This window comes from Acinetobacter halobius (assembly GCF_044130335.1).
Classification (GTDB): domain Bacteria; phylum Pseudomonadota; class Gammaproteobacteria; order Pseudomonadales; family Moraxellaceae; genus Acinetobacter.
In genome coordinates this window covers 1-21954 of sequence record NZ_JBIQOD010000016.1, presented here as the reverse complement: position 1 = coordinate 21954, position 21954 = coordinate 1, and the positions used below count along the sequence as shown (strand labels likewise).

Annotated in this window: 22 protein-coding genes; 9 read left to right on the top strand and 13 right to left on the bottom strand. The window is 42.0% G+C overall.

Going from position 1 to position 21954, the window contains the following annotated elements; all coding sequences use genetic code 11:
- Positions 1 to 98: 98 nt before the first annotated feature.
- The 5 genes from argB to ACE01U_RS13185 form a co-directional block, all read right to left on the bottom strand.
- Positions 99 to 998: an acetylglutamate kinase gene (gene argB, locus ACE01U_RS13205; protein WP_086208205.1), complete on the bottom strand. Its 900-nt coding sequence runs from the start codon at positions 996 to 998 to the stop codon at positions 99 to 101.
- 10 nt (positions 999 to 1008) lie between these two features.
- Positions 1009 to 2436: a phosphomannomutase/phosphoglucomutase gene (locus tag ACE01U_RS13200; protein WP_395579694.1), complete on the bottom strand. Its 1428-nt coding sequence runs from the start codon at positions 2434 to 2436 to the stop codon at positions 1009 to 1011.
- A 195-nt stretch (positions 2437 to 2631) separates the two neighbouring features.
- Positions 2632 to 3084, bottom strand: a complete 453-nt coding sequence (gene dut, locus ACE01U_RS13195) for a dUTP diphosphatase (protein ID WP_086208207.1) — start codon at positions 3082 to 3084, stop codon at positions 2632 to 2634.
- Positions 3085 to 3125: 41 nt separating this feature from the next.
- Positions 3126 to 5165 (bottom strand): UvrD-helicase domain-containing protein, encoded by a 2040-nt coding sequence (locus ACE01U_RS13190; RefSeq protein ID WP_086208208.1) that lies wholly within the window; start codon positions 5163 to 5165, stop codon positions 3126 to 3128.
- 126 nt (positions 5166 to 5291) lie between these two features.
- Entirely contained in the window at positions 5292 to 5942 is a 651-nt protein-coding gene (locus tag ACE01U_RS13185; RefSeq protein ID WP_086208209.1) for a YiaD family glycine zipper/OmpA-like lipoprotein, read from the bottom strand.
- 257 nt (positions 5943 to 6199) lie between these two features.
- Here ACE01U_RS13185 and yihG point away from each other — a divergent pair, with 257 nt between their 5' ends.
- From yihG to ACE01U_RS13155, 6 genes are all read left to right on the top strand, one after another.
- Positions 6200 to 7132, top strand: a complete 933-nt coding sequence (yihG, locus tag ACE01U_RS13180) for a 1-acylglycerol-3-phosphate O-acyltransferase, YihG family (RefSeq protein WP_395579665.1) — start codon at positions 6200 to 6202, stop codon at positions 7130 to 7132.
- Between the two features lie 10 nt (positions 7133 to 7142).
- Positions 7143 to 8192, top strand: coding sequence for a preprotein translocase subunit SecA (locus ACE01U_RS13175; protein WP_395579664.1), 1050 nt, complete (start codon positions 7143 to 7145; stop codon positions 8190 to 8192).
- A 123-nt stretch (positions 8193 to 8315) separates the two neighbouring features.
- A complete protein-coding gene (gene minC / locus ACE01U_RS13170) occupies positions 8316 to 9047 on the top strand; it encodes a septum site-determining protein MinC (RefSeq protein ID WP_110974842.1) in 732 nt (243 codons plus the stop codon).
- Between the two features lie 69 nt (positions 9048 to 9116).
- Entirely contained in the window at positions 9117 to 9929 is an 813-nt protein-coding gene (gene minD / locus ACE01U_RS13165; RefSeq protein ID WP_395579663.1) for a septum site-determining protein MinD, read from the top strand.
- 2 nt (positions 9930 to 9931) lie between these two features.
- Positions 9932 to 10204: a cell division topological specificity factor MinE gene (minE, locus tag ACE01U_RS13160; RefSeq protein WP_086208212.1), complete on the top strand. Its 273-nt coding sequence runs from the start codon at positions 9932 to 9934 to the stop codon at positions 10202 to 10204.
- Positions 10205 to 10323: 119 nt separating this feature from the next.
- Positions 10324 to 10611 (top strand): PA4642 family protein, encoded by a 288-nt coding sequence (locus tag ACE01U_RS13155; protein WP_004694907.1) that lies wholly within the window; start codon positions 10324 to 10326, stop codon positions 10609 to 10611.
- 57 nt (positions 10612 to 10668) lie between these two features.
- On the opposite strand, the gene ACE01U_RS13150 is transcribed toward ACE01U_RS13155, so the two are convergent.
- Together ACE01U_RS13150 and ACE01U_RS13145 are read right to left on the bottom strand one after the other, a co-directional pair.
- Entirely contained in the window at positions 10669 to 11574 is a 906-nt protein-coding gene (locus tag ACE01U_RS13150; protein ID WP_086208213.1) for an AEC family transporter, read from the bottom strand.
- Between the two features lie 56 nt (positions 11575 to 11630).
- Complete coding sequence (locus ACE01U_RS13145) at positions 11631 to 14714, bottom strand: DNA translocase FtsK (protein ID WP_395579662.1); 3084 nt, start codon at positions 14712 to 14714, stop codon at positions 11631 to 11633.
- 295 nt (positions 14715 to 15009) lie between these two features.
- Between ACE01U_RS13145 and trxB the strand changes: the two genes are divergently transcribed.
- The 3 genes from trxB to ACE01U_RS13130 all read left to right on the top strand — a co-directional run bounded on the left by trxB (position 15010) and on the right by ACE01U_RS13130 (position 17619).
- On the top strand, positions 15010 to 15963 hold the full coding sequence (trxB, locus tag ACE01U_RS13140; RefSeq protein WP_291374363.1) for a thioredoxin-disulfide reductase: 954 nt from the start codon (positions 15010 to 15012) through the stop codon (positions 15961 to 15963).
- Between the two features lie 87 nt (positions 15964 to 16050).
- The gene (gene aat / locus ACE01U_RS13135) at positions 16051 to 16782 is read left to right on the top strand and encodes a leucyl/phenylalanyl-tRNA--protein transferase (RefSeq protein WP_395579661.1); all 732 of its coding nucleotides are present in this window, start codon (positions 16051 to 16053) and stop codon (positions 16780 to 16782) included.
- A 21-nt stretch (positions 16783 to 16803) separates the two neighbouring features.
- Positions 16804 to 17619: an arginyltransferase gene (locus ACE01U_RS13130; protein WP_086208217.1), complete on the top strand. Its 816-nt coding sequence runs from the start codon at positions 16804 to 16806 to the stop codon at positions 17617 to 17619.
- Between the two features lie 26 nt (positions 17620 to 17645).
- Here the strand turns inward: ACE01U_RS13130 and rimI are convergent, their stop codons facing one another.
- The 6 genes from rimI to ACE01U_RS13100 all read right to left on the bottom strand — a co-directional run.
- Positions 17646 to 18104, bottom strand: coding sequence for a ribosomal protein S18-alanine N-acetyltransferase (gene rimI / locus ACE01U_RS13125; protein WP_086208218.1), 459 nt, complete (start codon positions 18102 to 18104; stop codon positions 17646 to 17648).
- Positions 18105 to 18208: 104 nt separating this feature from the next.
- Positions 18209 to 19090 (bottom strand): metal-dependent hydrolase, encoded by an 882-nt coding sequence (locus ACE01U_RS13120; protein WP_395579660.1) that lies wholly within the window; start codon positions 19088 to 19090, stop codon positions 18209 to 18211.
- Between the two features lie 238 nt (positions 19091 to 19328).
- Entirely contained in the window at positions 19329 to 19559 is a 231-nt protein-coding gene (locus tag ACE01U_RS13115) for an alpha/beta fold hydrolase (protein WP_395579658.1), read from the bottom strand.
- Positions 19560 to 19572: 13 nt separating this feature from the next.
- Positions 19573 to 19965 (bottom strand): hypothetical protein, encoded by a 393-nt coding sequence (locus ACE01U_RS13110; protein ID WP_395579657.1) that lies wholly within the window; start codon positions 19963 to 19965, stop codon positions 19573 to 19575.
- Positions 19966 to 20017: 52 nt separating this feature from the next.
- On the bottom strand, positions 20018 to 21502 hold the full coding sequence (locus tag ACE01U_RS13105; RefSeq protein ID WP_395579656.1) for a flavin-containing monooxygenase: 1485 nt from the start codon (positions 21500 to 21502) through the stop codon (positions 20018 to 20020).
- 339 nt (positions 21503 to 21841) lie between these two features.
- The coding region (locus tag ACE01U_RS13100) for an EF-Tu C-terminal domain-related protein (RefSeq protein ID WP_000110110.1) at positions 21842 to 21954 on the bottom strand (113 nt) is incomplete at its 5' end.

Below are 21954 nucleotides of genomic sequence, written 5' to 3'. Positions count from 1 at the left end.
ATTCACAATGCTTCATAACCCGAACACATTCGGGCATAAAACCATTTTTATAAAACGTATAGGCTTAAAAAAAGCCTCCGAGGAGGCTTTCAAAATACTTAGTGTTTACTGCGGTTGGTAATCAATGTACCCACACCATGATCGGTGAAAATTTCCAACAGTGTTGCATGTGGCACACGACCATCCACAATATGCGCGCTCACCACACCACCTTTCACCGCATCTAGTGCACAGCCCACTTTCGGAATCATCCCGCCGTAGATCACGCCCGTTTCAATGAGACGGTCAACTTCTTGAGTGGTTAAACCCGTAAGTAGGTTTTTATTTTCATCTAAAACACCTGAAATATTGGTCAACAAAATCAGCTTTTCAGCACCAAGGGCTTCAGCTACTTTTCCAGCCACCAAATCAGCGTTGATGTTATAAGTATTGCCCTCTTCATCCACACCTAAGGGTGCAATCACAGGAATAAAATCACCACTGCTAAACATCTCCAATACATCAGTTTTAACACTGGTCACTTCACCGACTAGGCCAAGATCAATTTTTTGTACTGTGCCATCTTCCGCAGTTTTTTCCATCAGTAACTTTTGTGCACGCAATAAATTACCATCTTTACCCGTTAAACCAATGGCACGACCACCATGTTGGTTAATCAAGTTCACGATAGATTTATTCACACTACCGCCCAACACCATTTCAACCACTTCCATGGTCGCTGGATCGGTCACACGCATACCATCAATACGGTCAGACTCACGTCCCAACTGCTTTAAAAACGAGTCGACTTGTGGACCTCCACCATGGACTACAATTGGGTTCAATCCAACGGTTTTTAACAAAACGATGTCACGTGCAAACGAGCTCTCAAGCTCAGGATCGGTCATTGCATTGCCACCATACTTTACAACTAGCGTTTTTCCAGCAAAACGTTGAATGTACGGCAAAGCTTCAGTCAGAACCTGTGCTTTGTCGAGGCCAGTATGTTGATGTGGCATGTGCCTCTCCTTAATGGGCGTCTAATATGTCTTGTGCAATCTGCGGATAATCTGCCGTCAGCATGTGCACAAAGCTATGGCGAATTTGATTGAGCCGCTGATCACTGTCCGCGTCGAAACGCACGGTAAAATACTCGCCCGTATTCGATGCTCGAATAATGCCAAATCCGTCCTCAAAATCAAGTCTTACACCATCAATTTTACTGATTTCTGCTTGAAAGTGCTGACTTTGTTTTTCTACATTCGCTAAAACCAGCGCAGGTGAAATTTGATGGGTACTGATATAAATATCTTCAGTACTCGAACGTTCTGGGTAATCTGCCAGTGCTTCTGATAAAGTTAGCTGATGTAAATTTAAATATTCCAATACTCGTAGTGCAGCATACAAACCATCGTCATAACCGAAACCACGCCCATCATTAAACACATAATGCCCAGCATACTCACCGCCAAAGATAGCTTGTCCTTTAGACTGCGCCAAATACTTACGTAGAAATGAACTACCTGTGCGAATCATTTTGGGAGTTCCCTGATGAGCCAGTACTGTGTTGCGAACCATCGTGGAGCATTTCACATCGAACACGACTTCATGCTCGGGATGTTGAGACAAACACATTTGCGCAAACAGTGACAGTAACCGATCAGCTGAAATAATCACTCCGTTTTCATCAATTAAAACAACACGGTCTCCATCTCCATCAAAGGCAATACCGATATCCGCATGCTGCTGTTGCACGGCGTGGCGTAGCAGGTCTAGATGTTTGGCTTGAGATGGATCAGGGGCATGTTCAGGAAATTCACCATTGGCCTCACAGCGTAAAGGGTGAACCACACAACCTAACTTTTTTAGAACCAAGACTGCACAGCGCCCCGCAGATCCGTGTAGCCCATCTACCACCACCTTAAATGGTCGAGCTTGGGGTTGCAGTTGGATATCACTCAATAATGCATCTTGATAAGCTAAACAATATTCAGGCACGACCTCATGTGGCAACATCTGCCAGTTCATTTCTGCATGACGATCCAAGCACGCATTTGTATCGTATGCCACTTGCTGAATTGTTTCAGGTAAAGGAGGTTCACTCTGCACAATCCATTTAATACCATTATCCGACTTCGGATTATGGCTGGCTGTCACCATAATGCCATTGCCGTCAAACTGACGCGCTGCAAAATACAATACAGGGCTGGCGCAACAGCCTATATCATGTGCTTCTAGCCCCTGTTTAATACATTCTTGATAAATAATTTCTGCAAATGCGGGACTGCTTAGCCTAGCATCATAACCAATCGCTAAACGGGTTTGGCCAGCATTTAAATATTGCAGCGCTAGCGCCTGCGCAATGGCACGAATCAACTCAGCACTCATGACATCCAATTTGCCACGAATATCATAGGCGCGGAAAATATGTGCAGGGAAATTCGGCTGATAATGCATAGTTCTAACTTCTAATCTGTTCATTTCGAGCAGCTCATTTTCAACTGCCCTTGTTTTTATGGCTTTGTGCTTTTTTTAATTTTACTCAGGATTCAAAAACGAGGTGTAACTTTTTATGAACTAAAAATGAGCACTCAGCATAGAAACAATAAAAGCCCCTCAGATGAGAGGCTTTTTTACATTTTCACGGACCGTTTAGTTTTGACCTGTATGTCCAAAACCACCTGCACCGCGTTCTGTCGCTTCAAATTCTTCTACAATATCAAACTGTGCCTGCATCACAGGTACAAGTACATACTGTGCAAGTCGCTCGCCTGGTTCTAAACTGAATGCCGTTTGACTACGGTTCCAAACTGAAACCATCAATTCACCTTGGTAGTCCGAATCAATTAAACCCACCAAGTTACCTAAAACAATACCGTGTTTATGACCTAAACCTGAACGCGGTAAAATTAAACCTGCAAAATGTGGATCTTCAATATAAATAGATAAACCCGTTTTGACCAAAACCGTTTGTCCCGGTTCAATGACAGTCGCAACATCTACACATGCACGAAGGTCTAAACCTGCTGAACCCGTTGTCGCATAAGTTGGCATTGGCCATTCATTGCCTAAACGTGAATCCAACACTTTAACCTGAACTTTCATTCTATTCTTCCTCGTACAATAAATTTCAAAAACAAAAAAAATTAGCGTTTAATCAACGCACGTAAATTGTCTAAATAGTGCTGCGCTTGTAATTTCGGATCGACATTGCCCGCCAGTTTCTTTTTCCGCCCTAGCCATTCCAACTCATCTTGCGGCAACTCATCCAAGAAACGACTTGGTGTCATTTGCTTCATCTGCCCGCCCGCTTTGCGTTGTTCTGCCAGCGTAATGGTTAAACCCTGACGCGCACGAGTAATACCCACGTACATCAGGCGACGCTCTTCCTCAACCGTATCTGCGGCAATCGAGTTTTTATGCGGCAGCAATTCTTCCTCAAGACCAATCAGATAGACATATGGAAACTCAAGACCTTTGGATGCATGTAACGTCAACAAGTTTACTTTGTCGGTATCTTCTTCTTCTTGTTGCTGCTCTAACATATCCAGCAACACCATTTTACGAATCACACTTTCAATGTTTTTCTCATCAACATCTTCAGCACGGTTAATCAAACTTTGAATACTGCTATACAGTACTTCAATATTATCTAGCTTGGTTTTTTCCTGTGCAGGCGTCGCCGCAGACTCTTTGACATAGTCGATATAACCCGCTTCAACCATCATCTTGCGGATAATCGGCACTGGTTCATCATCCTCAAGCAACTCACGAGTAAAGGTGGTAATGAAGTCTGCAAACTCCGCCAACTGCGTGGTGGCTTTTTTAGGAATCACCATGGTGAGACGCTGATCACCCGCTGCTGAAAGCAAAGACAAATGATTTTCTTGAGCAAATAAACCCAGTTTTTCTAAAGTCACAGGGCCAATGGCGCGTTTAGGCGTATTGATGATCCGTAAAAATGCACTGTCATCTTCTGGGTTAATAATGACACGCAAATAACTCATCACGTCTTTGATTTCAGCACGCGCAAAGAACGACTGACCGCCTGATAACTTATATGGAATTTGCATCTGACGCAGTTGTGTTTCCAGTGCACGTGCTTGGAAATTACCCCGATACAAAATGGCATAATCTTTCCAATTTTTGCCATTCATCAATTTATGCGTAATCAAGTCTTTCACCACGCGCTCTGACTCATCGTCATCATTGCGACACGTAATCACGCGAATGACTTCACCATGGCCTTTATCTGACCACAGTTTTTTATCAAAAATATGTGGATTATTACCAATCACGGTATTGGCCGCTTTTAAAATGCGACTGGTCGAACGATAGTTCTGCTCCAGTTTAATCACTTTTAAATTGTGAAAGTCTTCTTTGAGCAAAGCCATGTTTTCAGGCTTAGCCCCACGCCATGCATAGATGGATTGGTCATCATCGCCCACTGCGGTGAACTGCCCCATCACCCCCACCAGTAATTTCACCAAAATATACTGTGCAGTGTTGGTATCTTGATATTCATCGACCAATAAATAGCGAATGCGATTTTGCCAGCGTTCACGAACTTCTGCATTTTCCTGTAAAAGACGCGTCGGCATCACAATCAAGTCATCAAAATCGACCGCATTATAAGCACGTAAATTACGTTCATACAGTTGATACAAGTGCGCAAACTGAACATCTTCAGCAGTTTCACAAGTGGTGTGTGCTTGCTCAGGTGGAATCAGATCGTTTTTCCAATCTGAAATCATCTTCATGGCTTTCGCAATCAGCTCTTTACTTTCCGCACCAGATAAATTGTCACGGTGCATCAAGTCCATCAAAATACGCTTACAGTCGTCTGCATCTAAAATAGAAAAATTATTTTTTAATGGTGTGTGTTTTAACTCTAAACGCAACATGTTTAGACCGAAGGTATGGAAAGTCGAAACTGAAAGTCCTTTTGCCTCTTCGCGTGAAAGTAATTTAGTGACACGTTCTTTCATTTCGCGTGCTGCTTTATTGGTAAACGTCATCGCTGTGATGCGATACGCTGGAATACCGCAGTGTTTCACCAAGTAAGCAACCTTACGGGTAATCACCGAAGTTTTACCTGAACCAGCCCCTGCAAGTACTAACAAGGGTCCTTGAGTATATTTCATGGCTTCAAGTTGCTTGTCGTTTAACTGACTTGCCAGTGACATAGTCTTTCCTCTATTTCATTCCGAGCTCGATTATAGTCATCTCCACTCAAGATGCATAATGCAAATTCACATTTTAATCGTCATAAAAAAACCACCCGAAGGTGGTTTTTCAGTCTTCAATAAAAATTATTGAATTGCGTAGATGCTGATTTCTACACGACGGTTTTGCTCACGGCCTTCAGCAGTTGCGTTAGACGCGATTGGGTTTGCTGAACCTTGACCTTGCGCATTAATACGTGTTGTAGAAACACCTTGAGATGCCAAGTAGCTTGCTACAGATTGCGCACGCGCTTGAGACAGCGGAATGTTGATTGAGTCATTACCTGTACTGTCGGTATAACCTGTTACAAGAATACCGCTCTTGTTATCTTCAGTTAAAGTTTGCGCAACTTTGTTCAACGTTGAATAGAAGTTTGGCTTGATGTTCGATTTGTTGGTATCAAACGTAATGTTACCTGGCATGATTAAACCTACAGAGCCATCTGGATTACGGTTAACTTCTACACCAGTACCCGCCATTTGTTGACGAAGTTTTTTCTCTTTATTGTCAAGGTAAACGCCCGTTGCACCACCTAATACAGCACCAATTGCTGCAGCACGGTTGTTTTGACGGCTACTATTCGCATTACCTTTAGAAATACCATAACCCGCAGCAGCACCAATTAAAGTACCTAAAGCAGCTTTATCGTATTCTACACCACCAATGTTATTGCCAGTGCTTTGACAACCTGTAAGAACCATTGCCCCAACGACTGCGGAAATTGCTAGTGCACGCATCGCATGCCTCCTTCTTTGTGTGTTTTGTTTATAGAACAAATATTGTCGCAAAACGATAAACTAGACCATTGATTTTTTGTTAATAATAAAGCCTTTATTTACAATATGTAATAAAAAATTTCCTTTTCAAGGCTTTCTTCGTCACATTTCCTACACAGTTAATGTTTGGTGCTTTTCTATTTGATCATCCCGTACTATATTGACCTTTAGAAAATAGAACGAGTTGTAAAACACATTAGATTTCAGGGTTTATTTTTATGTCATCGCCAAACCAAAAACAACCTTTATTAAAAAAAATCACACGTGGTTTAACTGTTGGTTCAGTCATTACAGGAAGTACTTTTTTTCACGGCCCACCCGTACTGGCACTTGGTCTCACAAAACTGTTTAAACAATCAAAAAAAGTAGATGAAACCAATATTCAAATTACCAACAGCTGGCTAGGAGTGAACAATTATTTAATTGATCACATTTTACCTGATACCCAATGGGATATTTCAGTCGATGAAGATCTTGAGCTAAGTATGCAAGGTCGTTATCTCATGACCTGTAACCACCAAAGTTGGGTCGATACCACAGTCAATCAGTACTTCGGCTTAACCCGTATGCCCCTCACTCGCTTCTTTACCAAGTGGGAACTTATTTTTATTCCATTTGTCGGACAAGCCTTTAAAATTCTAGGTTTTCCAATGATGAAAAGGCATAGTAAAGAACAAATTGCGAAAAATCCTGCTTTAAAAACACGCGATATGATTGAAGCGCGCAAGTCTTGTGAACAATTACTGAGTCAACCATTTACCCTATTAAATTATTTGGAAGGTACACGCTTTACCCAAGAAAAACATGACCAGCAACAATCCCCTTATCAACATTTGCTCAAACCCAAAGCAGGCGGTTTAGCTTTGGCCTTAGGGATTTTGGGTAAGGAGATTGATGCGTTGGTGGACATGACCATTGTCTATCCCGATGGTGTGCCTGGCTATAGTGAATTTTGGCTTGGCGAAGTCCCACGGATTGCAGTTAATTTGCGTAAAATTGACATCCCTGCGTGGGTACTTTCTGGAAGTTATGAAGACGATGCTCGCTTTCGTGAACAGTTTCAACAATGGGTTGACCAACTTTGGGCTGAAAAAGACCAATTGATTGAACAAATGAAAACCAAATATTCACCTTCCCACTCAACCCAGTAAGGGTCTATGCATGATGCAGAATAACCAAGCCAAAAAATCAAAATATCATCAGGTCGATCCACAAAGTTTGTATTTCAAACTGTTTTTGATCTATGACATTTTTATGGTGTTTCTCATCATTTTTAACTTGTTTTGCTTGTGCGCTAATTTTTTTATCATGAGCAATATTGGTGGATGGTTTTTCCATGCCATTCATCTTGAAAATGTTTTAGCATTTTATCGCGAACATTTGCATCCGTGGGTCATTACCACCGAGGCTTGGTTTATTCTGTTCTTGATTGCTGAATTACTAGTACGTTGGGGTATTGCTATTATTTATAGGCACCATCGTCGCTGGTTTTTCTTCCCTTTCATCCATTGGTACGAAATTTTAGCCATTATTCCTCATTTACGCTTTTTAAGGTTATTCCGTGCGGGAGTGATTGCTTTTCGCCTGCATGAATTAGGCTATAACGTCATTCCTCAATCGGTACAAGCTAAGGGCAAATTTTACTACCGCGTGGTGATGGAGGAACTGTCTGACCGCGTCGTGATTACCGTATTGGATGGGGTTAAGCACGAATTAAATACCAGCTCGACCCATAAAAAAATTATCCATGACCTTGTCGATCATCATCGGACTTTATTTGCACAAGCATTGGCCGAAATTCTACAAGAATCTCTCGCGACTGAACTGAAACAGCGTCAGTATTTTATTGCACAAAATGTCGGTCTGATTGTGAACCGTGCGATTGAAGATACCCCCGAACTCACCCAATTACTGCGTTTAATTCCAATTGTGGGAGGACGAATTGAACAGCAAATTCAAAGTATCGGGCAACGTCTCGGTGAAAATATCACTCAAGGCTTATTAGAACCGATGGTTACGGGAAACCCAGCACAACCCAATGCGACCTACCGCTTAATTGCGGAAAAGGTCAGTGATTTAAAAATTGACAATCAGTCATTGGAGCAATTGGTTGAGTCTGTGGTCTATGAAAGTTTGGATGCAATTCGTAAGCAAGTTAAAGTGAAACAATGGCTAGAAGAGCTAGAAAAAGATGATCAAGCCAAAGAATAAGCATTAAGCTAAAAATATTACAAACGCAGCTAGTGCAATCCTTCATTTTGTTCTAGGATTTGCTCTATTTACAACATCACTTCTTTAGTAAAAAATAAATCTGAGAAGTCTTAAGGAAAAATTATGGCTGATATCCGGATAACCGGCAGAATGGTCAATGCAATTCGCATTACCCTTGACACCAATGATCATGATGCAATCCGACAGCAGTTAACTAAAACATTACAAAGTGCATCAACTGCTGGAGCTTTGGTGGTTCTAGAAAGTACTGTTGAGCAAGAGTTAATTTCGCTCATCCAATTACTGCTTGATCTGGATGTTCAACCAATGGCAGTACAAGATGGGATTTTGGCTGAACAAGCACGTGCCATTCAGTTCCCCGTAATTCCAGCCCAAGGTCATGCGGTAGGTGCACAGCTACAAGAAGTTAAAGCAACCAAAGAGCAAGTGGTTGAAGCCCCTGCTCCTGTTGCCACACCGTCTGCCAATGCTCCAGTTGCGGCAGCCTCTGTGATTCGTCATGCGACCTCATACCATGACGAAATTTTACGTACGGGTCAGTGCTTGGTTCAAAATCAAGGCGATATCATTATTACCGCGGGCATTAACAGTGGCTCGGAAGTAATTGCTTCAGGAAATATACATATTTATGGCAGTGCTCGTGGTAGAGTCATTGCCGGCGCGGGTGGAAACACTGCTGCACGTATCTTTTGCCATGCTTTAGAAGCTGAGTTGGTTTCAATTGCAGGAACCTATTGTGTCGCAGATGATATTCCAGCGCAGCATTTAAAACGCCCAACACATATTTACTTAAATGATCAACAAGAGCTTGTATTTGAAGCGCTTGAATTTTAATGTATAAATAAACACCAAAAGCCCCAAATGATAAATAAGGGGATTTAAACCATAACAGGAGTGGATTCGGTGGCGAAAATTGTTGTCGTAACATCAGGCAAAGGTGGCGTAGGCAAAACTACGACAAGTGCATCTTTTGCAACAGGTTTAGCCCTACGTGGTCACAAAACTGTTGTGATCGATTTTGACGTAGGTTTACGTAACCTTGATTTGATCATGGGTTGTGAACGCCGCGTTGTCTATGATTTTGTCAATGTCTTAAATAACGAAGCTCGATTACAACAAGCGCTTATCCGCGATAAAGATATCGAGAACTTATATATTTTACCTGCGTCGCAAACCCGTGATAAAGATGCCTTAACTGATGGAGGCGTAGCGCGTGTTATGGATGAGTTGTCACAAGAGTTTGACTACATTATTTGTGACTCACCCGCAGGGATCGAGCGTGGTGCGATTTTAGCAATGTATCATGCCGACGAAGCAATTATTGTGACAAACCCTGAAATTTCATCTGTACGTGACTCAGACCGTATTATTGGGATGCTCGATAGCAAAACCAAGAAAGTGGAAATGAACGAAGGTCGTATTCGTAAACACTTGTGTATCACACGTTTCAACCCTGAGCGCGCAGATAAACAAGAAATGTTAACTATTGACGACATTTCTAAAGATATTTTACGTGTGCCGACTTTGGGTGTTATTCCTGAATGTAAGAGCGTTTTACAAGCATCGAACGAAGGTAAACCAGTGATTCTCTTCACTGAAGAATCAGCAGGCCAAGCCTATGATGACCTTGTAGCACGTTTCTTAGGTGAAGAACGTCCTTATCGTCACATTACCGTGAAGCCTAAAGGTTGGTTAGCACGATTATTTGGAGCGTAGACATGGCAGGATTTTGGAGTAAGCTTTTTAGTAATGATGAAAAACCGTCTAGTGCACAAACAGCAAAAGATCGTTTGAAAGTTATCGTAGCGTCTGAAAGTGGTTTAGGTAAACGTCTTAGCCAAGAAAAAATCGACCAAATGAAGAAAGAAATCATGCAAGTGGTGAATCGCTATGTTCGCGGTGTAGATGAACAGCACATTCAAATGGCTGTTCGTTCTGAAGCGAATATTGAAATGCTTGAAATGAATATCAATTTGCCTGAAGAACGTTAATCTGATTTTTGATTAGTCAAGCAAATTGAATCAAGGCAGAATATGCGCAGACACAAAAAAGTATTTTTTGTCTCCCATATTTTGCCTTTTTTAATGATTAAACCAGCAAGGAGATTGCTATGGCATTATCTCAGCCAGCAACGTTCAATGAAGAATGGTCAGATGAGCGTGTATTTGCCTATTTAACTCAGCTTCCTCCTGAAGGTGTGAATGGCGACTTTCATGTGTTGTACCATGCATTTAAACACATGCGCCCAAGTGATTATGAGCGTCTGCTCACCCAATTTAAAACGGATGGTCGCGATATTAACGCAACCAATCCAGAAGGTCAGCGTATTCATGACGTGATTGCCGCTTATCCACGTCAAGCAGCACCATTTTTAGAGGTCTTGGCTAAATTTGCCTAACTCTTCAAAAACAGCCATTTTAAAATGCCAGTTCAGCACAATGGAACTGGCATTTTTTTATACATGCAAAAACCACATCCACAGTGGAAAAGTCAGACCAAAACAAATGGTTTGTAAACTAATCACAGCAGCCATGAGCTGACTGTCACCTTGAAAATATTTAGTGAGGACATAGGCTGCTGATGCCGTTGGGAGCGAGAAAAATACCACTACAATCATGGTTTCAAATGAGGCTAAACCCATTAAACGACAGCCAATATAAGCCAGAATCGGCACAAGGATTAAACGCCCGAAGGTATTTAAAATCAAAGCACGCCCAGCATGCCTCAACGCATTAAACTGTAATGCCGCACCAACACACAATAAACCAAGTGGAAGGCTCATTCCCGCCACCAGTTTTAAGGATTGACTAATGCTTTCAGCTAAGTGCATACCTGAGAAATTAAACATAATCCCCACGATACACGCCAAAATTAGTGGATTCTTCGCAACCGACCACGCAATGTTTTTATAAGACAGCCCCTGCCCTTGAGAAAAACTCAGTACCGACAGTACATTCACCAAAGGAATCACAAAGGCAATAATCATGGCAAAGACTTGCATCCCTGCAGCACCAAAAATCAGTGCCATACTGGTCAAGCCAATATAGGTATTGAAACGAATCTGGCTTTGTAAATACACACCAAACTGAGCGACAGGAAAGTGAAAGATTGCTTTAAGTATCCACAGAACTAAACTAATCAGCAAAGTCACTGCAAAAACAACCGCTAGCGGAGGCAGAACTTGTCCGATATCAAAATGAACTGTAGCTAAACTTGTAAAAAGTAGAACAGGAAATAGAATCCAATAGTTTAGCCTTTCAGCACCTTGCCAAAATTCCACCGTTAAAAAGCGATAACGCTTTAATACATATCCCATTGCGATCAGTGCCACCAATGGAATTAATGCATCAATAATTTGCATGACTATGCCTAAACTGAATGATTAAGAAAAAGCCTGCTATCCGCAGGCTGACTTTTCTAAACTAAAATTTCTCGTTTACCGTTCGCACCTTGTGCGCTTACGATTCCGTTTTCTTCCATTTGGTCAACAATCCGTGCCGCACGGTTATAACCCAAACTAAATTTACGTTGTAGTGAAGATACCGAAACTTTGCGTGTTTCCAATACAAAGGACACACACTGATCATACAGCGCATCACGGTTTGGATCACCATCACCATCTTCAAAGCCACGAGAACTTGGCTCTTCATCAAATGGCGTCAAAATTTCATCGACATAGTCTGGTGAGCCTCGTTCACGCCACGCATCACAAATGCGGTTCACTTCGTCATCGGCAATAAAGGCACCATGTACACGTTCAGGCTCAATTTTACCTGGCCCTAAAAACAACATATCACCATGACCGAGTAAGTCTTCTGCACCACCCGCATCCAAAATCGTACGTGAGTCAATTTTTGAGTTCACACGCAAAGCCACACGTGTTGGAATATTAGCTTTAATTAAACCTGTAATCACATCCACCGATGGACGCTGTGTTGCAAGCAATAAGTGAATCCCTGCGGCACGTGATTTTTGCGCCAAACGGGTAATCATTTCTTCTGCTTTTTTTCCGACCTGCATAATCATGTCAGCAAACTCATCGGCCACAATCACAATCGAAGGTAAGGGTTGTAAACGTGGTGCTCGCTCACCTGCAACAGAGTCGCTGGCTTTCCATGTCGGATCAATCAGGTCTTCACCATTAGCAATAGCCTCTTCCACCTTACGATTGTAGTCTACAAGCTTACGGATCTTTAAGAAAGACATCAGCTTATAACGACGTTCCATTTCATTCACACACCAATTCAAGGCACTGACCGCATCTTTCATATCAGTCACAACCGGGGTAAGTAAATGTGGGATATCGTTATAGTTTGCAAGTTCTAACTGTTTTGGATCAATCAGAATCAGGCGCAGTTGCTCTGGCTTATATTTTAACAGCATCGACAAAATCATCGAGTTCACTGCAACGGACTTACCTGAACCTGTAGTTCCCGCAACTAACATATGCGGTGCTTTGCCCAGATCAGTAATCACAGGATTACCTGAAATGTCTTTACCCATTGCCATAGACAGTAAGCCAGCAGGATCTTCAAAGGCTGGGGTTTTTAACAATTCAATCAAACGCACCATTTCACGGCTGCTATTTGGCACTTCAATCCCAATATACGGTTTACCCGGAATAACTTCGACCACACGTACGGAAGCCATGGACATTGAACGTGCCAAATCTCGCGAGATATTGGTGACTTTAGAGGCTTTTACACCTGGAGCCAAATCTAACTCAAATCGAGTTACCACAGGTCCTGGTTGCGCCTCAACCACTTTAGCTTTGACATTAAATTCTTGTAGCTTAATTTCAAGCAATTCAGATAACCGGGCTAACTGTTCCGCGGTGAAATTGACTTTTTTATTCAGATCAACTTCATCGAGCAAATCTAACCCTGGGAGTGGTGATAGATCACGACGACGTTCGACCACTTGCATTGCCAAAGACATCGGACGACCAGAGGCATCCGTCAGTGGCGCATCAAAATCAAACTCGTCTTCATCCTGCGGTTTGCCTGCAGTATCTTGCCATGCTTCAATAAATGCTTCTTTAGATAAAACTTCTTTGACCGCAGCAGGTGTAGCATGAGTGCTCACCGTATTTTGATGTTGAATCGGGGCTTGGACAAAGGCTGAAGACTGAGCATAACTGCTAGTGGTGCGCACTTCAGGTGAAGCCTCTTTACGCTCTTCCCAGTCTTCAGCTAAGAAGTCATTAATATCATCCAATGTATCTAATGGGGCTATTTGTCCAGTCTGGATTGACCGTTGTGATGCTGCCTGAGTCACAGCAGTACTTATTGTTGCCACTGCAACAGGATCTTCAACGACATGTAAATGAGACACAGGTTCAGGCATATTGAATGGGCTATGAACATCCGTTGCTGTTTTGCCGTTAGGTACGGCAGCAAGCAACTCATCAAAGATTTCATCATCATCCCAATCGACATTTTTCTTCTGCGCAGGAGCATTGTCTTGGAAGTAATTTGGATCAGCAATGGGTGCTGTATGATCTTGCACCACTGCTTGAAAATGTTGTTCTGGGCTAAATGGGCGATCTTCTTCGGCAGCACGAAGTAAAGCATCAATATCATTTTTATGACGTTGATCCTCACCTGAGTTTAATGCTCGCCAAACCTCACCTGTCGCCACGACACGTTGGCTGTCTTGTTCTAATTGATGTGCTTTTTCAAGGGTTCGCTCAAGCTCTGCCTCATCATCAGCATCAAGTACTTGTTCTTGGACACGGTGTTCTTTCGCAACCATATCATTAAACAAATGCTCTGCTGAATAGTCGCGCTGAGGTACTTTCACCGATGCCTCTTGCACAGCTGGCGCCTCTGCCAATTCCGTTGCATCAATACCCTTTTTCGGTGCTGTTGCAATCACTTCTTTTTTTACACTTGGCGCCGTCCGATCAAAGGCAGACTCGCTTTCAGGCACGTTACGATAAAATAGATCTTGTAAATAAGCTGGGGTTGCCTTAAGTGTAGCGAAAGTACGATTCCATTTAATCCCAAAAGCCAAGGTTAGCAAAACTAAAGTAAAAACAACCAAAAATAAAGTTGCACCATAAATACTTAAAATTTGCGACAAACTTTGTCCAAGTTCGTAGCCAATAATCCCGCCCGAGGCATTATCTAAAGTATCTGCGGGAACTTGCCAAAACAAGAACAGTAAGCTGGCCGTTGCAAGCAAAATAAAAAACTGGGCAGCATAACGAAATGGGCGGTTTAAAAAGCTATGTGGCCACCAGACTTGAATGGCTTCAATAAACAAAAACACAGGAATAAGTAAACTTGCCCACCCCAAAAAGCCGAACAACAAATCAGCAATCCATGCCCCTGCAACACCACTGGCATTCGAAACTTGCAAGGTATCACTTGATATATGCATCCAGCCCGGATCAAATGGGGTATAGGTCACGGTAGCAAGGAACAAATAAATGCCAAACGAGACTAAAAATAATGTCATTAATAAGCGCTGTGCATAAGCACCCGACACCTCAGTCATATACTGTCCTGTAACAAATTCTTCATTAATGTTTTTGTTCGAAACCTAAAGCAAAAGTTTCACAATAAACGTCATATTATGCACCTCTTCTCTATAAAAAGATGCACTATTCTTAAATGCTTTATGTATAGCGAGTAGATGATTTATCCACTTTTACCCGCTCTACACCGCATATTTCTTCTATATAGCTCAAAACGATTTATATGATCAATAATATCGACATTGAACACACACAACTGTTATAGAGTTTCACGTATAATTCCACAAATTTCTAAATAAAAAAAGGATTCTACGTATGAGCGCTCGTCACTCACGTTTGATTATTCTCGGTTCAGGCCCTGCAGGTTACAGCGCTGCGGTATATGCTGCGCGTGCCAACTTAAAGCCGACATTGATTGCAGGTATCCAACTCGGTGGTCAGCTCACCACAACGACTGAAGTGGATAACTGGCCGGGTGACCCTGAAGGCTTAACAGGCCCTGCACTCATGGAACGTATGCAAGCACATGCGGAACGTTTTGGTACTGAAATCATCTACGATCATATCAATGAAGTCGATCTTTCTGTACGTCCATTCGTCCTTAAAGGTGATATGGATGAGTTCACTTGTGATGCACTGATTATTGCCACAGGTGCAACTGCTCAGTACCTAGGTCTTGAATCTGAAGCTGCTTTTATGGGTCAAGGCGTGAGCGCATGTGCAACCTGTGATGGTTTCTTCTACAAAAACCAAAAAGTCATGGTTGTGGGTGGAGGCAATACTGCCGTTGAAGAGGCGCTGTATTTGTCTAACATTGCATCGCATGTGACTTTGGTTCACCGTCGTGATTCATTGCGTTCTGAAAAAATCCTTCAAGATCATTTATTTGAAAAAGAAAAAGAAGGAAAAATCAGCATCATTTGGAATCACCAAGTCGATGAAGTGTTAGGTGACAACACGGGCGTAACCGCAGTTCGCTTAAAATCAACTCAAGACGAATCGACCCAAGACGTTGATGTACAAGGTTTATTTGTTGCAATTGGTCATAAACCAAACAGTTCAATGTTTGATGGTCAATTGAACTTACGTGATGGCTATATCCAAGTTCAAAGCGGTACATCTGGTAATGCCACCGCTGCTTCTGTCGCAGGTGTATTCGCAGCAGGTGATATTGCAGATAGTGTTTATCGTCAAGCAATCACTTCAGCAGGTTCAGGCTGTATGGCTGCACTAGATGCGGAAAAATATTTGGATGCTTTAGGCGAATAATCTAAGCCTTTAAAAAAGACCGCCCACAATGGGCGGTTTTTTTATGTATGATCTAAGGGTCATTTTTTATCATGTTTCGACTTTACTATGCAGCAGTTACCACCTTCTGAGTATATCTTTCCCGATCCGCTTGAAGTTGACCCCGAGGGTGAAGGCTTAATTTGTATCGGTGCAGACCTCTCCCCGTCTACCCTGTTTGAGGCTTATAGCCATGGTCTCTTTCCATGGTTCTCCGCAGGTGAACCCATTTGCTGGTGGAGCCCTGAACCACGTTGCATCATCCGACCGCAGGATTATCAGCCCAGTAAAACCCTACTTCGTAGCATGAAAAAGCAAGATTATCGCATCACCATCAATCAAGCTTTTGAACGGGTGATCCGTGCCTGTTCACTGCCACGTAGCTATGCCAATGACACATGGATCAGTGAAGATATTATTGAGGGTTATTGTGACATGTTTGATGCAGGCTATGGCTATAGTGTCGAGGTTTGGGATCAAACACGCTTAGTCGGAGGGCTTTATGGTGTCAGCATCGGCCAAGGTTGTTTTGGGGAGTCTATGTTCAGTACCGAAACTGATGTTTCAAAAATGGCATTTTATACACTGATGTTGATTGGACGTGAAAATGAACTACCTTGGATCGACTGCCAATTGGTCAATGATCATCTGTTGAGCCTCGGTGCTTGTACACTTTCTCGGCAAACCTACTTAAAATCGTTACAAGATGTTGTAAATCAACCTACTATTGATTGGAAAATATATCAGGAGGGTGTATTTTCAAGTAAAACAATAGCGCAGAATGCGCGACTGATTGAATAAAGAATAATAGAGGGATTTACTATGAATTCGTATCACCCGAAGTCCCTACTGAATGATTTACAGTATTACATTACCCCACCGCATGACTGTAGCTATCTAGAAAAAAAGTCAGCTCGGATGGTGTTCCTCGATCCAGCACATCGTATTGATGTGGTTACACTGTCCGAACTTTCTCGTGTCGGTTTCCGTCGCAGTGGAGATTTTGTCTACCGCCCAGAGTGTCATCTGTGTCGACAGTGTTTGTCTAGCCGTGTACCTGTACGCGAATTTAAAATGAACAGCAGTCAAAAAAAGGCATGGAAACGCAACCAAGACCTTACTTTAAAGATTACTCGCACGGCAGATGCCACTAAAAAGCATTATGACTTATATGAGCGTTATATCTTTAAACGCCATGCCGATGGAGATATGTTCCCACCTAGTCGTGACCAATTTGATAAATTTCTCGTGCACAGCTGTACTGATAGCTTTTTCCTAGAACTATGGAAAGAAGACCGCCTCATCTGTGTTTCGACTTGTGACCCTTTAGATGATGGCTTATCTGCGGTCTACACGTTTTTTGACCCCGATGAAAGCAAACGCTCACTGGGGGCTTTTGCCATCTTAAAACAAATTGAGCTTGCTAAAGCACGTGCTTTACAGTTTGTGTACTTGGGTTACTGGGTACCACACTCAGAAAAAATGAACTACAAATCGCAATATTTGCCTTTAGAGCTACTCATTGATGGCCAATGGCGTCGACTCAACCACAGTCTCAGTACAGAAGAAGTCGAGCAATTGGGAAACTCATTAATGACCACCCTACCTTCGGGCTGGAATAATGCCATTATTAAATAGTCATCGTATTCAATTCAACTTTTCGATTATTTAAACAGTTCGGCAAAGTCATCACTGCACGATTTCACCATAATAATGGCATGCTCACGAGTCCCATCGGGTTTAGGATAATAATTTTTCCGCAGATCAATCTGATGAAAACCCGACTTTTCATACAATGCAATGGCCGCCTGATTGCTCTCACGGACTTCTAAAAAGACTTGCAGTGGGTTGTTTTTGAGTTGTGCCAATGAAGCATCGAGCAGTTGATAACCCAGCCCTTTGCCTTGCTGACTCGGATGAATAGCCATCAACAGTAAATTGGCTTCATCAAGTACAGGTTGCAGGATACAAAATCCGACCACCTGCCCCGCCTGCTCAATCACGGTACTATGATAAGACTGGATTGACTCTTGAAACTGTTGCAAGCTCCAAGGATGGGTTTGAACTAAACGCTCAATCTGAACGACTTGATCTAAGTCCGCAGTGTGCATTAAACGAATCATCTTCGTTTATCTTTCTAAAATAAGGATGCAGCATTATAAAAAATTTGTAGCTAAAATCGAATACAAAAATGAGCGATTTATATCGCTCAAAGTGTCAATACAACTTAAAAACCTAACTTTGCTTTCCACTTTTCCAGTAAAGCATCGGTATCGTGGTCATTGGGGTGAAAACCGGGTTTGAAATACATCATCATTTCACGCCCCATCCCCGTTATAATGCCTTTCGATGGGCTATATCCATAGGTATAAATATCTTTTAATGCCGCCATGTTCAACAGTTTGTCTTGTTGCAATAACCGAAATACGAAATACGACTGTACAAGGAACAGAATTGCCATTGCTGCAACCAAAGAGCTGGTTCTTAAAAGATATGCTTTGAAGCCTTTACCAAAAACACCTTCAAAAACATCATATGCCACTGCTTTATGTTCATTTTCTTCAATCGCATGCCATAACCACATGGTTTTCATGGTTTCATCTGTCATAAGTTCTTGGATGTGTTTATTGACCAACAGTTGAGAGGCAATCGTTGCAGTAAAATGCTCTAACGCTGTAGTTGCGGTTAAATCGACCATTTCTTGAGTGATGCCCACAGGTTTACCTAAAAAAGCAAATACTTTACGCGTGGTCTGAATCGCACGATCAGTATAGTGATCAAGGGTTGCCACATCATGTCCATATTTTTGTGCTGAAGCATTAAAGCCTTCATGCTCTTGCGTATGCATCGCCTCTTGACCAATAAAGGCTGAAATTTCCTTTTGCAGTTCAGCATTGTCTTTGATTGCTGGATGCTGGCGTACGGCACGGACACTGTCGATAAAAAACATCTCACCTGCTGGAAAGAGTGCCGATAACGCTGTCATAAAATGGGTCAGCCCTGCCGAACCATTCATCCAATATTCAGGCACATTTTCAAACTCAAAGTTCATTCGACGTACAGGGAAACTCGCGCCTGCGCGATTGGTAATTTTTACCTTGGCATTCATCTTTCGGCTCCTATGAACATCCGATAAAGATATTCAATCCTTATATTTATTCTGTCTTTTTATCTTACGTGATTAGGCTCTGCCCATAAGTGCAGTTAAGGTCAGCAAAATATCAGTTTAGGACAGTTTTAGAGCTAAATTGTTAGACAATCCACCCCACACCCAAATCCGCCTAAAGATAGAAAGTTAGTACAAACAAAGATGATGAGCATAAAAATAAGGCATTAGGCCTCATTTTTTATGCTGCTACATGCACCAAGTGCACGGGAACTTTTTCCTTTAAAAAGCCGATTTGCAAAGCAATATTCTTTTCAAAAACTTCACCTGAGCAAAGTTCAAAATGATTACTTTGCAGCATGTAATAGCGTGCATTTGGCATTTTATGGACCGCCGCACGTATTGCTGTTTCTGGAATGACTGTATCGTTTTGCCCTGAAATCACCAAAATTGGCATATTCAATTTATGCACGGAACGAATCGGGTTATATAATGGTACCTCTAAGAAGATACGGGCCCGAGTTTTTGTTTTCCCAGTTCGCATTCTCAGGAAGTTGCGACAGATAACCCTCCCATGCATCTGCTGTGGTCATGGCCGCATCATCCTGCACATGCCCAACAATTGGACGATAAACGGGTTTATTGAGCAAGCCACCCATCAAGTCACAAAGACCAACAACACTCAAACGGGCCAATTTTGCCAGTGGAACACCTTTCAAACTGGATAAACCACTGACAAGCGGTGCTTGAAGTAATACTGCACAAATTTCTGGATGATTGGCTGCAGTTTGAATCGCATGCCCACCCGAGAAAGAATACCCCCACCACTCATAAAACTTAATTGTTTTATATTCATGCCCATATTCCCTTTTCGGCAATTAATTTTGGCGCATGTCTTCATCTACAGCATACGCCAAAGCCTTCCCCAACTTATGCTGCCTTCACTTTTCCTTTAGGCTTCTCTAAAACAACTGACCAAACCAGATTCGGACTATCAACGGATTGGTTAAACATTTCTGTATCTTTTTCAAGATTATGGCTAACAAACCATTCGGAAGACTTTCCTTGACGTGGCAAGACCCAATCCCCTCGTTGTACATAACCCGATTGCATGCCATATACGATACTATGCTCTGTCTTCTCATTGATTGGCGCAACCGCTTTAACAGCAGCCATTTGACGAATATCCAACTCATTGATTAAGCGACAAATATAATCACACGCTAAATCAATTTTGAGTGTCCAAGGCGCATTGGTATAACCAAATAAGTACGCAAAATTAGGAACATCCTGAATTAATGTTCCTTTATAACTCATTTTTTCATTCGGTTTAATCTGCTCTTGATCGACCGAAATTTGAATCCCCCCAAGCATCTGTAACTCAAGGCCTGTCGCACTTACAATAATATCTGCATCAAGCATTTCACCTGATTTCAACAAAATACCCTTTTCGCTAAAACACTCAATATGATCTGTTACAACAGAAGCTTTACCTTCGCGAATTACAGCAAATAAATCATTATCTGGAATAGCACAAAGACGCTCATCCCAAGGCATATATTTCGGTGTGAAGTGGGACATATCATAGTGCTCACCCAACGCTTTTTGCGCATTTGACAGCAAGAATGAGCGCATTTTATTTGGGAAACGACGTGATAATTTATAAATACCACGCTGCATAAAGATATTACGCTTACGGAAAATTTTATACACCAACTCTTCAGATAAGAATTTTCGGCAGGCATCAACCAATTTGTCGGTATTTGGCACATTAATCACATAACTTGGAGAACGCTGCAACATCGTGATATGCGCCGTCTCATTTGCCATCGCAGGAATTAAGGTCACCGCAGTTGCGCCACTGCCAATCACCACCACACGTTTGTTTTTATAATCTAAGTTTTCTGGCCAGTGCTGCGGATGCACAAATTGCCCTTTAAAATTTTCCAAACCTTGATACTTTGGCGTATAACCTTGATCGTGGTTATAATAACCTGTAGCGGCGATCAGATAATTACAACCAAATTGACATACTTCGCCCGTTGCCTCATCTATCGCATCTACCGTCCAACGATTGGTTCGAGTGGAAAAATTTGCTGAGTTAATTTTAATACCGTACTGAATTTTCTGATCAATACCAAATTTTTCAGCAGTGTCTTTTAAATAGCTTTTTATGGACTCTCCAGCAGCTAAAACTTGATTACTATTCCAAGGGCTGAACTTAAAGCCAAAACTAATCACATCTGAGTCAGAGCGGATTCCAGGATAACGAAAAAGATCCCACGTCCCGCCTAAAGCCTGACGACGTTCTAAAATAGTAAATGATTTGTGCGGGCTTTGTTGAGTTAATTGGCATCCCATACCAATACCCGAAAGCCCTGCTCCGATGATGACGACATCATATTCCTTTTGCATTTTGCATCTCCTTGTCGCTTTTGTATTTTTCTTCCATTTATACTAATTCTTATGAAAATTAAAACTTGACATAATGAGACAGATATTTAACTCTAGGAGACAGGCTTAATAAGGGATAAGAATTGAATTTACACCTTCTTTACAGCACATAAGCAACTAATTTATATGATTTTTATTAAAAACAATCGTAAAACAAAACCATCTTATTACTAAATAAGTTTCATAAAAGCTTATCAATATTGCACTGCGGCAATAACTAACAATCCAACAAACAAAACATCTAACTAGATGCCATAAAAAAAGCGCCCCAAAGGGGCGCTTTTTCACACAATCAGATGATTATGCAGTTACTTTAGCAACTACACCAGCACCAACTGTACGACCACCTTCACGGATCGCAAAACGTAGACCTGGGTCCATTGCGATCGGGTGGATTAATTCTACTGACATCT

What these genes read in the sequence shown, in the direction of transcription:
- argB (WP_086208205.1), bottom strand. Translation starts at nt 998, where the DNA reads ATGCCACATCAACATACTGGCCTCGACAAAGCACAGGTTCTGACTGAA.
- ACE01U_RS13200 (WP_395579694.1), bottom strand. Translation starts at nt 2,436, where the DNA reads ATGCATTATCAGCCGAATTTCCCTGCACATATTTTCCGCGCCTATGAT.
- dut (WP_086208207.1), bottom strand. Translation starts at nt 3,084, where the DNA reads ATGAAAGTTCAGGTTAAAGTGTTGGATTCACGTTTAGGCAATGAATGG.
- ACE01U_RS13190 (WP_086208208.1), bottom strand. Translation starts at nt 5,165, where the DNA reads ATGTCACTGGCAAGTCAGTTAAACGACAAGCAACTTGAAGCCATGAAA.
- ACE01U_RS13185 (WP_086208209.1), bottom strand. Translation starts at nt 5,942, where the DNA reads ATGCGTGCACTAGCAATTTCCGCAGTCGTTGGGGCAATGGTTCTTACA.
- yihG (WP_395579665.1), top strand. Translation starts at nt 6,200, where the DNA reads ATGTCATCGCCAAACCAAAAACAACCTTTATTAAAAAAAATCACACGT.
- ACE01U_RS13175 (WP_395579664.1), top strand. Translation starts at nt 7,143, where the DNA reads ATGATGCAGAATAACCAAGCCAAAAAATCAAAATATCATCAGGTCGAT.
- minC (WP_110974842.1), top strand. Translation starts at nt 8,316, where the DNA reads ATGGCTGATATCCGGATAACCGGCAGAATGGTCAATGCAATTCGCATT.
- minE (WP_086208212.1), top strand. Translation starts at nt 9,932, where the DNA reads ATGGCAGGATTTTGGAGTAAGCTTTTTAGTAATGATGAAAAACCGTCT.
- ACE01U_RS13155 (WP_004694907.1), top strand. Translation starts at nt 10,324, where the DNA reads ATGGCATTATCTCAGCCAGCAACGTTCAATGAAGAATGGTCAGATGAG.
- ACE01U_RS13150 (WP_086208213.1), bottom strand. Translation starts at nt 11,574, where the DNA reads ATGCAAATTATTGATGCATTAATTCCATTGGTGGCACTGATCGCAATG.
- ACE01U_RS13145 (WP_395579662.1), bottom strand. Translation starts at nt 14,714, where the DNA reads ATGACTGAGGTGTCGGGTGCTTATGCACAGCGCTTATTAATGACATTA.
- trxB (WP_291374363.1), top strand. Translation starts at nt 15,010, where the DNA reads ATGAGCGCTCGTCACTCACGTTTGATTATTCTCGGTTCAGGCCCTGCA.
- aat (WP_395579661.1), top strand. Translation starts at nt 16,051, where the DNA reads ATGCAGCAGTTACCACCTTCTGAGTATATCTTTCCCGATCCGCTTGAA.
- ACE01U_RS13130 (WP_086208217.1), top strand. Translation starts at nt 16,804, where the DNA reads ATGAATTCGTATCACCCGAAGTCCCTACTGAATGATTTACAGTATTAC.
- rimI (WP_086208218.1), bottom strand. Translation starts at nt 18,104, where the DNA reads ATGATTCGTTTAATGCACACTGCGGACTTAGATCAAGTCGTTCAGATT.
- ACE01U_RS13120 (WP_395579660.1), bottom strand. Translation starts at nt 19,090, where the DNA reads ATGAATGCCAAGGTAAAAATTACCAATCGCGCAGGCGCGAGTTTCCCT.
- ACE01U_RS13105 (WP_395579656.1), bottom strand. Translation starts at nt 21,502, where the DNA reads ATGCAAAAGGAATATGATGTCGTCATCATCGGAGCAGGGCTTTCGGGT.